The following is an 11,350-nucleotide window of genomic DNA, read 5'->3' on the forward strand; positions in this document are numbered from 1 at the left end:
ATAAACCTTTATTTAGATATTATGTAAGCGAAATAAATTCCTAGAATTGTAACAGCTACACTCAAAAATATATTTAACGCGGCAAATAGATATTGGGAATTTCTTAAAAGATTAAATGTTTCAAACGAAAAAGTAGAAAATGTTGTAAACCCTCCGCAAAACCCTACAGTTAGCAGAAGCTTTAAACTATTGGATAAAAGTTCCTTATCATCTAAACCGAATATAAAAAATCCAATAAGAAGGCTTCCTAAAAAATTTACGATTAGAGTTCCGAATGGAAAATAAATTGGGAAATATTTTGAAACCAAATCTGATACTAAATATCTTAAACTTCCACCAATTCCGGCGCCAATAAATACAAAAAGAAATTTCATAAAATAAATTGTATGATCTTATCAAAATTATTTTTTTAAATATACTAACTTTTTAGCGTGTTATCAGTCTAATTATTTGAAGAAAATTTACTTAACGGAGATGTTATGAAAGCTAAAATTTCAATTAAATTTATTCTTTTATTATTTATCATGTTTTTAAATATTTTATCTGCAAAAAAAATGGATACAAAAGAACTTGAGTTGATCCAGCAGAAAAATTATAAAGTGAATATTGGACAGAACCTAAAAGTTAAAACCGATTTAGGCGATATAATTATTAAATCATGGGATAAAAATGAAGTAGAAATTCAAATCTATGGAAATAAAAACGCGGAATCCAAAATGGAATTTAGTTTTAACCAAAATGAAAATACCGTTGAAGTTATTGGTGAAAAAGAAGGCGGAAAAATTTTCGGCTGGTTCAATAAAATTGAACTGAAATATGAAATAAAAGTCCCGAAGAAATTTAATTTAGACCTTAAGACTTCCGGCGGTGATATGATGGCTAAAGTTGTTGAGGGAAATTTTGAATTTAAAACATCGGGCGGTGATATTTTTATCGAAAATTCTAAAGGTAAAATCAACGCAACAACATCCGGAGGAGACGTTGTTGTAAATGAATTTACCGGAAATACTAAAACTGAAACTTCCGGCGGTGATATAGAAATAACCAAGACTTTCGGCAATGTTTATGCCGCGACTTCCGGCGGCGATGTTGTAATAAAATCATCCGAAGGGGAAATTGAAGCAAAAACATCAGGCGGAGATATTTCATTGGATTATTCGGGTAAAGACGCGGATATAAGTCTTTCAACTTCCGGCGGTGATATTGACGTTAACATTCCGAGTAACTTAAACGCCAATGCGGAAATTAAAACATCGGGCGGAAGAATTTACAACAATTTTCAAAATATTAACAATTCAACTATTACCAAATCCAAGATAGAAGGTAATTTTAATAAGGGTGGAAAAAAATTAGTCTGCAGAACATCCGGTGGTGATATTAGAATTACACAGAAATAAATTTTTTAAGTAAACAAAATGATGCCGCGTAATTTGCGGCATTTTTTATTTTAAATAATAATTACCCACTTTCCAAAAAAAATATTAACTTTAGTAAAAACATTACAAAAGGAAAAAACTTCATTTGAAGGTAAGTGTACTTTTTTTACTATTATTTTCAACTTTACTAACCGCGCAGAATTCCGAAAATAATTCGCCTCCGCAAAAAATGGTTCTTGTTCCTGGCGGCAATTTTGTAATGGGAAGCGAAATTGGCGATCCTGATGAAAAACCCCGGCACATTGAATTTACAGAAGCATTTTTTATTGACATATATGAAGTGAGCAACGCGGAATTTGCGGAATTTGATTCTACATTTAAATTTCCGAAGGGTTTGGAAAATAGTCCCGCTGTTGTGAATTGGTTTATGGCAGACGCTTACGCAAAATCAATTGGCAAAAGATTGCCGACAGAAAAAGAATGGGAAAAAGCGGCAAGAGGAACTGACGGCAGAATGTTTCCATGGGGAAATTCGTTTGACGAAACTTTTGTAGCATGGGATCATAAAGATGAACGGGGCAGCGCAATCGCAAAACCGCAAAGTCCATACGGCTGTTACGATATGTCCGGCAGTGTTTGGGAATGGACTTCCGATTGGTATAAGCCATATTCCGGAAATATTATTCCAATGGAAGAGTACGGCGAAAAATACAAAGTAATGAGAGGCGGTTCGAATTTTAACAATTTTTCATTTATGCGCACATCGCAAAGATATTATTTGCTTCCTGATAAAATTAGTAAATACTTTGTCGGATTTAGATGTGTTAAAGACATTAAATAAATTTTACAAACTTTAGAGTAAAATGAACTTCAAAACAATTCTTGTAATAGTATTTATTTTTATAGAAAATATTTTTCCGCAAAAAGTAAATGATTTTCCTTCGCCTGAAGATCCACTGTTTGTTAGAGTTGATAAATACAATAAATTAATTTTAGGTAATCATTGGAATGAAGGAACAATTATGCAGCGCGTAATTTTTCCTCCTGCAGGTTTAGATAAACCTCTGATCGGTCCGCAGGCTGACTGTCTTGACCCGACTTCCGAAATGCTCGCGGCTTATTCGCATAAATATTTTTTAACGAAGAATGAAAATGACAGAAAAATCGCGAATCAAATATTTGAAGGAATATTAAAACTCGAAAACGTTACTGGAGTTCCCGGTTTGGTTGCGCGAAGTTTCAATAAAACCGATAAACCGCTTTGGCATGAAGAAGTAATGTGGTATCATGAATGGCATTGGTCGACTTCACTTCCCGGTTATAGATGGTTAGGGGATTTAAGTTCGGATAAGTTTGTTTCAATTTTTTATGGCGTTGGAACCTATTGGGAATTTTGCGCCGACGACAATTATAAAATAAAAGCACAAGGCTTAATTGATAGATTCGTAAGCAGGGTAATAGATAATAATTTCAAACTTACAGATCTCGACGGGAAAATGACATTGTGGGGAAATTTTTGTCCGGATTTTCCGCGACAGGCTCTAAATTCATTAGAAATGCTCGCCGGATTGAAGGTCGCGTACGTAATGACAAAAAAAGAAAAATTTAACAATGCCTATAAGCTTCTTATCGAAAAATATAAATACGATGATCATCAAATATTATCTAAAATAATTTGGCCGGAAGAATGGCAGAACAAGGGCGATGATTATCATGCGGCAAGATCATTATATATGCTAATGCGTTATGAAGACGATCCAAATTTATTGATAAAATATAAAATGAACTTAAATCGTAATTGGTACAGCTGGAAAAATTATGATTTCAGTTTTGAAGATGATATTTGGTTTATCATGGTTTATCAAATCTTGACCGGAGAAAATATAATAAATTCAAAATATGAAAATGCGATTAAAGATATGCAGGGTTTTCAAAGAACAAAGAATACTTATAAAATACCGACCGGAAATAATTTTAAAATGGTCGAATCCGAAGAAGAAGGCATTGCTTCGGCAATGATCAGAAATTACTGGTTTGGCCGTCATTACGGGTTAATTGATGCCTCTTGGTAACTATGTAATATATTTAAGGTCAAAATCCTTTCCATTGTTTACCGCTTAAAATTTGCTATTTTTAACTATTAATTATTCATAATCTTTAATGCTAAATGACAAAATTAAATCTTGTGTATTCGGTTAAAAATCTTTTTTCGCACAAAATTTTTACTTCAATTATTTTAATAATATTCTCATTAAGTTCATTTGCCTCAGAAACAAAAGTTAAAAGTCTTCAATATTATGTTAACAAAAATGTTAATTCACTGCCGGTTTATAAACTTGGAAGCAATGATAAGTTAAATATTTATTTTGAAGCTGAATCTGATGAAAATCCATCATTTGCAATTCACTTTAAAGCGTGCGATAAAAATTGGGAGCCTTATGACAATCTTTTGGTACAAGGAACTAGAGACAACGCAATTTATAATATTAGCACCGAAAGACTTCCTTCTACCACTAATGGCGCGAGCTACTTTGTAAGCGAATCGTTTCCAAATAATGACGTACAATTTAATGTAAGCGGCAATTGGAAATTTTATATAACAGATTCATACGATGAAGAAATGGTCTACGAGTTCGGAAGATTTTTTATTGTGGAAGATATTGTTAAACTTAAAATTGACGTTCAGAATTGGAGAAGGGAAGGAAAAATTTCGTCTAATACGGAATACGACAGAGTCTTAAATTTAAAGACTTCATTTTCAATTCCCGATTCACTTGATCCTTTTAGAATTGATTATGTGAATATTATTAAAAATTATGAAATTAATTATCCGCAAAAGATCGATAAAAGTTCGTTTCAGCAAAATAAAAATTTTGAATGGGACGGTTCACGGAATTTTACTTTTAGCACTCTTGATTTGGAACCCGGCAATGAATATAGACAAATAGATTTGATAGATCATAATAAGTATCAATATCCGAAAACACGCGCGCACTTTGATGGAATTGAATATTCTCGGTTTTATGATTTCGGCAAGAGGGATTTAAATGGAGGTTTCAATTTAATTCAGAAAAATAATCAATACGCGGAATATTTAGTAACCACTTTTGAATTTAGTCCGGCAAACCCAGTAAATGAAGATATTTTTATCGTAGGATCATTTACCAATTGGGAAGTTCAGCCATGGTACAAAATGAATTACGATGGAAATAATTATAAAATTGCTTTAGAACTTAAACGAGGGACTTATGATTATCAATATGTTTCAGGAAATATTGAGGGTGAAATTGTAAAAAATATCGATTGGATAGTTTTTGAAGGAAATTTTTGGGAAACAAATAATAAATATTCCATATTTTTGTACTATCAATCACCGCTTTTAGGTGAATACGATCAGATCATAGGTTTTGAGCAAATATTGAGATAAAAATGAAATCCCTTAAAGTTGGAATTCTTGGCACCGGCCACCTAGGAAAAATACACACAAAATTAATTAAAGAAGTTCCGAGAGCTGAACTGATTGGCGTTTATGATTTAAATTATGAAACAGCAAAAGCTGTCGCAAATGATAATAAAACAAACTGTTTTAATAATTTGAATGAATTTCTTTCATCTATTGATGCTGTTTCAATTGTTGCGACAACAAGCGCACATTATGAATTGATTAAAAACGCGTTTGAAAAAAATGTTCATGTTTTTGTGGAAAAACCAATTACAAGTACAATCCCTCAAGCGGAAGAAGTTGTAAAGATCTCGCATGAAAAAAATCTTAAACTGCAGGTTGGTCATATTGAAAGATTTAATTCCGCTTTGCTGAGTTTAGAAAAATATCAGTTGGAACCTAAGTTTATTCAAACAGACAGATTGGCTCAATTCAATCCCCGCGGAACGGATGTAGCTGTTGTACTCGATCTTATGATTCATGACATTGATATAATTTTAAGTCTGGTAAAAAGTAAAGTAAAGGAAGTTAGAGCAAGCGGAATTGCCGTGGTTTCCGAAAATGTGGATATCGCGAACGCGAGAATCGAATTTGAAAATGGCGCAGTCGCAAATGTTACCGCGAGCAGAATATCTCAGAAAAAAATGAGAAAGATGAGAATGTTCCAAAAAGATTCTTACATTTCAGTAGATTTTAATTCGGGTGTTTCAGAAGTCTATAGGCTGATTTCGCCTAGCGATCTTAATCTTGAACATTTTCTTTCATTTGGAGAAATAGGAATTGGCGAACATAGAAAATCGGTTGTTTACGAACAGCCGGAAATAAAAGAAGTGAATGCGTTAAAACATGAACTTCATTTATTTGTTGATTCGATATTGGATGATAAACGACCTGTTGTTAGCGGTGATGACGGATTAGAAGCGTTGAAAGTTGCGCAAATTATTTTAGAAAAAATTGAGGAGACAAAATTAAAATGATAAATAAAAGATTTATAATATTTGTTTTATTGACGGCTTTATTTTCATCGTGCAGTATTTTTAATTCTGTAATGAATTTATCAAAATTGAAATTTAAATTAGGCGCGGTGAATAATTTTAAGGTTGGCAACATGCTTATTACCGATAAGACAAAACTTACGGATTTTGCGGCAACTGATATTTTAAAATTAACTTCGCAAGTCGTATCGGGAAATTTCCCCGTTAGTTTTACAGTAAATGTATTAGTACAAAATCCAAATAAATCTTCAGCAAATTCCATCGCTGATATTTCTCTTAAGTCATTTCCGTGGACACTTTATATAAATGATAAAAAAACAATTTCCGGAAATATATCTAATCCGGTCGCGGTTCCCGCGGTTGAAAATACAACCGTAATTCCCTTAGAAATGAAATTGGATATGCTCGAATTTTTTCAAGGGGAAGGTCTTAACAATTTAATTAATTTGGCGTTGAATTTAGGCGGAGCAAAAGGAAATACTTCAAACGTCAAGATTATTGCTGAACCAGTTTTGGGAACTCAAATTGGTGATTTAACTTATCCAAGTCCATTAACAATTATAGATAAATCATTTAATTAAGAGAATCTTTATGAAAATTAAATATGCTGTTGGCGTTGATTTAGGCGGGACAAAAATTAAAATTGGAATTGTAACACACGAAGGAAAAATCGTTAAAAAAATTTCAATTCCAACTCTTGCCGATGAAGGTGTTGAAAAATCTTTAGGACAAATTAAAAAAGGTATTTCAACATTGCTTAAAGGTAATAAGAATTTAATTGAGGGAATTGGTATCGGTTCCCCCGGTGTTGTTTCATTGAAAAAAGGAACTGTTGAAAATCCGCCCAATTTACCGGGTTGGGGAAAAGTTCATTTGGGTAAAATTATCAGCAAGGAATTTTCAATTCCAACATTTGTAGAAAATGACGCGAATGCCGCGGCGATAGGTGAATTAATTTACGGAGCCGGAAAAGACTTAAAAAGTTTTATAATGATTACTCTCGGAACCGGAGTTGGCGGTGGAATAATTTTCAACAAAAAATTATTTAGAGGTGATACCGGCGGTGCCGGAGAAATTGGTCATGTAACTATTGACCACAATGGCGCAAAATGCAATTGCGGTTCAATTGGATGTTTGGAAGCATATTTAGGAAATAATTATTTCATTAGAGATGTAAAAGAAAAGTTAAATGGTCACAATGACTCAAAAATATTTGAATTAATAAATAATGACCTGAATAAACTTTCACCACAAACAATACATGAAGCTTCTTTACTCGGCGATAAATTTTCTATTGATTATATAAATTATTTAGGTGTTACATTAGGACACGGTTTAGCTTCTATTGTTAATATTCTTGATATATGCAATATTATTATCGGAGGCGGAGTTTCCGGATTTGGCAAGCCATTATTCAGCGCTGCCAAAGAATCGTTGAAATCCAGAGTTTTAACTTCATTAAAACCAAGAATAGAAATTTATCCCGCTGAACTGAAAAATAATGCCGGAATAAAAGGCGCTTCTTCATTGGTATTTTATGATTAAATTATTTTCAATATTTTGAATATTGTCAAATAATTTTCGATAAATAAAATTTATTAGTAAACAAATCTGAAAATGAAGAAAGTCTTAATAGTATTTATTTTAGGAATTGCTTTCAGCAATTTAATTGCGCAGGTAAGTGATTCCCTTTCTTCCATATCAAAAGCCGATACTTCTCAAACTTTAAATCAATTTGCTCAGCCGGATTCTGCTAAGTCAAAAAAAAATGAAATTAATGACGTTGTTTACAGCAGCGCTTCCGATTCTTTAATGTTCAACATTCCAAATAAAAGAATGAAAATATTCGGCAAAGGTGAAATCAAATATAAAGAAACGACATTGACTGGAGGAATGATAAATGTCAATTTTGAAACCAGCGATTTGGAAGCCGAAGGTATAATTGATTCTGCTGATACAAATGCGGTGAACGGTCTTGCACAAACTCCCGTTTTAAAAGAAGGTGATGAAAATTACGAAGGAACTAAACTAAGATATAATTTCAAAACCAAAAAGGGATTCATTTCAGCGGCAAAGAACAAAAAAGAAGATTCAAGATATGAAGGAAAAAATGTAAACAAAGTCGATAAAAATACTTTTTTTATTGAAGACGGAATGTACACTACTTGTACAAGCGACACTCCGCACACGCATTTTACCGCGGCGGAAATGAAGGTAATTCAAAAAGATAAAATATTTGCCAAATGGATATTTATGTATATCGGCGGAGTTCCAATTCCAATTCCAATTCCGTTTGCAGTATTTCCTGATGAAAAGGGCAGACGATCTGGATTGATTGCGCCGAATTACGGCTATCAAAATCAAAAAGGACAGTATTTTAAAAATTTCGGATACTTTTTTGCGATTAGTGATTATTTGGATTTAACTTTGAACGCCGATTATTATATGCGCGGCGGTTACGGTTTAAGAAGCAGAGTTAGATACGCGGATAGATACAATTTTAACGGAAATCTTAATGCCGGTTATTCTAAAATATTAATTGGTGAAAATGAAGATCCAGATAAACAAAGAAGCTCAGATTGGAATATTTCATTATCGCATAATCAAACGTTTACGCCGACTTTAAATTTATCAGCTAATTTGAATTTTCAGTCCAGCACATATTTATCAAATAACAGTACAAGTTACGACGATCTTTTGAGACAAAATGTTACGTCAAACGCGACATTATCTAAAAGATGGGAAGAATCAGGCAATAGTATAAACATCAATTATAGCCGGACGCAAAATTTAAAATCGGGCGATATAAGAGAAATTTTACCGAATTTAACATTCAATAAATCGCAAAGTTATCCATTTAAAAGCGAAACAAGTACGCCAAGCAATCAAGAATGGTATGAATATATTGGTATGAATTATTCAGGTCAATTTAGAAACGACAGAAATAAAATAGGCAATGAACTTAAAATCAGAGGAGGTATTCAGCATAATCTTGGATTCAGCGCCTCACCGAAACTGGGTTATTTTAATATAACACCAAATTTAAGTTACGTTGAAAAATGGTATAACAAAAAAACTAATTATGTTGTTGAAACCACTCAGAATATTTCCAATTCAACAAGTTTTTTAAAGACCTATAATCAAACAAACGCAATTGATACAGTTGATAAACATGAAATTAATATGCTTCGCACATTCCGTTTTAGTTTGGGAACATCTACCAAATTATACGGAATGTTCCAGCCGCAAATGTTGGGGATCGACGCTTTTCGACATACTTTAATTCCAAGTATTTCATACAATTACACGCCGGATTTTTCCGATGAAAAGTGGGGTTATTACGAATCTTATTCAAAATCAGACGGAACTGTAGTTAAATATGATCCTTATGCCAAAGAAGTTTTCGGCGGAGTTTCAAGAGGCGAATCACAAAGTATATCTTTTTCTTTGGGTAATGTTTTTGAAATGAAGACTATGAAAGATCCCACAGACACAACCTCTGAGGCAAAGAAAATTACTTTACTGAATTTTGACGTTACTACTGGTTATAATTTTGCCGCCGATAGTAATAATCTTTCGGATTTGTCATTAAGCTACAGAACAAATATCGGAAGCATGCTTAACTTCTCCGGATCTTCAAGATATACATTTTATGATTTTGCGGATAATACAAGATTAAATCAATACCTTGCGGAAAATGGAAAAGGTTTGTTGAGAATTACTAATTTGCAGTTTGCAGTTTCTGCAAATATTTCCGGTGATAAACTTTCCGGTGAGAAAAGAACGGGTAAAGAGGCAAATGATAATAATCAGGAATATTCGTCATTCAAACGAAAAGACAGAATGGAACTTTATGACGAACAAGAGGCGGATTTTTCAATTCCGTGGAATTTATCTTTAAATTATTCTTACAATTTTTCAAAACCTACTGCGGCTAAAGGTGAAATAAATTCTAATTTGGGAATTAACTTAGGATTTAATCTGACAAAAAATTGGAAATTCGGAGTAATGGGAAATTATGATTTTCAAGAAGATAAAATAGCGGCGCCAAGAATTACTGTTTATAGAGATTTGGAATGTTGGGAAATGAATTTCAGCTGGAACCCAATTGGAAATTATACCGGATATAGATTTGAAATAAGAATGAAAGCGCCGGAATTACGCGACGTAAAGGTTACAAAAAACAAAGGATTATATTCCGGGTTTTAATTTTATTATAAAAATGAAAACTTATATAATTGACGGAAATAATTTAATAGGAAAAGTAAAATCCCTTCAAAATCTTCAACAAAAGTTAAAAGATCAATCGAGAAAAAATTTAGTAAAAATTCTTGATAAATATTTTAGTGATAAAAATTATAAAATTTCACTTCACTTCGATGGATATGAAAACGAGCCTGTCGTTTCATCTAAAATAAAAATTTATTATTCACAGAATCATTCCGCCGATTCAAAAATAATTAAGGAAATAGATTCTTCAAAAAATCCGAAATTATTAACAATTGTAAGTTCCGATTCAAAAATTTTTGATTACGCCAAAGTGAACAGCTGCGAGGCAATAAAGAGTGAAGACTTTGCGAAAATTATCCGGTATAAAAAAAACATTTCAGAAGAAAATATTCAAAAATCAATTTCGGATAATGAAATAAAAAAAATGTTTGGACTAAGTGAATAAACTTCAAATCAATTTCATATCATTTAAAAATGGCAGTTTCTCTCTAACTGTTTTTACAATATTGAAATCAATTTCGCAATAAAATAATTTTTCTTCATTCGCCGCAAGAATAAGTTCTTCGCCCATTGGATTGAAAACAGCAGAACATCCATTATATTCATAGTAAGGATCATTACCGATTCTATTGGCTCCAATTACGTAGCATTGATTTTCAATCGCTCTTGCTTTCAACAAAGTTTTCCAGTGATCAATTCTTTTGGTTGGCCAATTCGCGATATTTATTAAAACTTCGGCTCCGTTTTTGGTCTGCATTCTGTACAATTCGGGAAACCTGAGATCGTAACAAATTGAAAGTCCAATATTATTCAAATCAATTGTTGATACTAATGCTTCATTTCCTGCCGAATAATTTTCATTTTCCTTTGCTAGTGAAAATGGGTGAATTTTTCTGTAAACAGCTTGTATTATTCCCCAAGAATTAAAATGAAAAAGTGAATTGTAATATTTGTTTCCATCCTTTTCAATAATCCCGGCAAAAATTTCTAATTTTTTTCTTCTCGCAAGCGAAAGAAAATAACTAATGCCCAATCCGTCAATCTCTTCTGCAAAATCTTTTGCGTTCATTGTAAATCCGGTAAGCGTCATCTCCGGGAATATTAGGCAATTTGTTCCTTTCTCAATTTTTGAGATTATATTTTCAATAGATAAAATGCTTTCTTCTTTATTATTCCATACTGGCGCAAATTGACAAATGGCAATTTTCATTTTATTCTCTTTTTAAAAAAAGTTGAGTTAAATTATTATAATAATTTATAACTTGTATCGCAAATTTCTATTTTTCTTCTCTAAAATCAAGGAGCGG

General features: G+C 32.4%; 11 protein-coding genes. 9 read left to right on the top strand and 2 right to left on the bottom strand.

Going from position 1 to position 11,350, the window contains the following annotated elements; translation table 11 throughout:
- Positions 1-8 precede the first annotated feature (8 nt).
- Complete coding sequence (gene crcB / locus IPK06_17380) at positions 9-374, bottom strand: fluoride efflux transporter CrcB (GenBank protein MBK7981743.1); 366 nt, start codon at positions 372-374, stop codon at positions 9-11.
- A 105-nt stretch (positions 375-479) separates the two neighbouring features.
- On the opposite strand from crcB, the gene IPK06_17385 reads away from it, so the two are divergent.
- The 9 genes from IPK06_17385 (at position 480) to IPK06_17425 (ending at position 10,488) form a co-directional block, all read left to right on the top strand.
- On the top strand, positions 480-1,397 hold the full coding sequence (locus IPK06_17385) for a DUF4097 family beta strand repeat protein (GenBank protein MBK7981744.1): 918 nt from the start codon (positions 480-482) through the stop codon (positions 1,395-1,397).
- A 124-nt stretch (positions 1,398-1,521) separates the two neighbouring features.
- Positions 1,522-2,217 (top strand): SUMF1/EgtB/PvdO family nonheme iron enzyme, encoded by a 696-nt coding sequence (locus tag IPK06_17390; protein MBK7981745.1) that lies wholly within the window; start codon positions 1,522-1,524, stop codon positions 2,215-2,217.
- A 22-nt stretch (positions 2,218-2,239) separates the two neighbouring features.
- The gene (locus tag IPK06_17395; protein MBK7981746.1) at positions 2,240-3,448 is read left to right on the top strand and encodes a hypothetical protein; all 1,209 of its coding nucleotides are present in this window, start codon (positions 2,240-2,242) and stop codon (positions 3,446-3,448) included.
- A gap of 95 nt (positions 3,449-3,543) precedes the next feature.
- The gene (locus IPK06_17400; protein ID MBK7981747.1) at positions 3,544-4,803 is read left to right on the top strand and encodes a DUF5103 domain-containing protein; all 1,260 of its coding nucleotides are present in this window, start codon (positions 3,544-3,546) and stop codon (positions 4,801-4,803) included.
- 2 nt (positions 4,804-4,805) lie between these two features.
- Positions 4,806-5,795: a Gfo/Idh/MocA family oxidoreductase gene (locus IPK06_17405; GenBank protein MBK7981748.1), complete on the top strand. Its 990-nt coding sequence runs from the start codon at positions 4,806-4,808 to the stop codon at positions 5,793-5,795.
- Positions 5,792-6,394 carry a hypothetical protein gene (locus IPK06_17410; protein ID MBK7981749.1) on the top strand — a complete coding sequence of 201 codons (603 nt, stop codon included), beginning with the start codon at positions 5,792-5,794 and terminating at the stop codon, positions 6,392-6,394. The genes IPK06_17405 and IPK06_17410 overlap by 4 nt, the downstream gene beginning before the upstream one ends.
- Positions 6,395-6,404: 10 nt before the next feature.
- The gene (locus IPK06_17415; GenBank protein MBK7981750.1) at positions 6,405-7,358 is read left to right on the top strand and encodes an ROK family protein; all 954 of its coding nucleotides are present in this window, start codon (positions 6,405-6,407) and stop codon (positions 7,356-7,358) included.
- Positions 7,359-7,430: 72 nt separating this feature from the next.
- A complete protein-coding gene (locus IPK06_17420; GenBank protein ID MBK7981751.1) occupies positions 7,431-10,022 on the top strand; it encodes an LPS-assembly protein LptD in 2,592 nt (863 codons plus the stop codon).
- A gap of 13 nt (positions 10,023-10,035) precedes the next feature.
- Positions 10,036-10,488, top strand: coding sequence for an NYN domain-containing protein (locus tag IPK06_17425; GenBank protein MBK7981752.1), 453 nt, complete (start codon positions 10,036-10,038; stop codon positions 10,486-10,488).
- A gap of 3 nt (positions 10,489-10,491) precedes the next feature.
- On the opposite strand, the gene IPK06_17430 is transcribed toward IPK06_17425, so the two are convergent.
- A complete protein-coding gene (locus tag IPK06_17430) occupies positions 10,492-11,253 on the bottom strand; it encodes a hypothetical protein (protein MBK7981753.1) in 762 nt (253 codons plus the stop codon).
- Between the last annotated feature and the right edge of the window lie 97 nt (positions 11,254-11,350).

Source organism: Ignavibacteriota bacterium (assembly GCA_016713565.1).
Lineage (GTDB): Bacteria > Bacteroidota > Ignavibacteria > Ignavibacteriales > Melioribacteraceae.

What these genes read in the sequence shown, in the direction of transcription:
- IPK06_17400 (MBK7981747.1), top strand. Translation starts at nt 3,544, where the DNA reads ATGACAAAATTAAATCTTGTGTATTCGGTTAAAAATCTTTTTTCGCAC.
- IPK06_17395 (MBK7981746.1), top strand. Translation starts at nt 2,240, where the DNA reads ATGAACTTCAAAACAATTCTTGTAATAGTATTTATTTTTATAGAAAAT.
- IPK06_17410 (MBK7981749.1), top strand. Translation starts at nt 5,792, where the DNA reads ATGATAAATAAAAGATTTATAATATTTGTTTTATTGACGGCTTTATTT.
- IPK06_17385 (MBK7981744.1), top strand. Translation starts at nt 480, where the DNA reads ATGAAAGCTAAAATTTCAATTAAATTTATTCTTTTATTATTTATCATG.
- IPK06_17405 (MBK7981748.1), top strand. Translation starts at nt 4,806, where the DNA reads ATGAAATCCCTTAAAGTTGGAATTCTTGGCACCGGCCACCTAGGAAAA.
- IPK06_17420 (MBK7981751.1), top strand. Translation starts at nt 7,431, where the DNA reads ATGAAGAAAGTCTTAATAGTATTTATTTTAGGAATTGCTTTCAGCAAT.
- IPK06_17425 (MBK7981752.1), top strand. Translation starts at nt 10,036, where the DNA reads ATGAAAACTTATATAATTGACGGAAATAATTTAATAGGAAAAGTAAAA.
- IPK06_17415 (MBK7981750.1), top strand. Translation starts at nt 6,405, where the DNA reads ATGAAAATTAAATATGCTGTTGGCGTTGATTTAGGCGGGACAAAAATT.
- crcB (MBK7981743.1), bottom strand. Translation starts at nt 374, where the DNA reads ATGAAATTTCTTTTTGTATTTATTGGCGCCGGAATTGGTGGAAGTTTA.
- IPK06_17430 (MBK7981753.1), bottom strand. Translation starts at nt 11,253, where the DNA reads ATGAAAATTGCCATTTGTCAATTTGCGCCAGTATGGAATAATAAAGAA.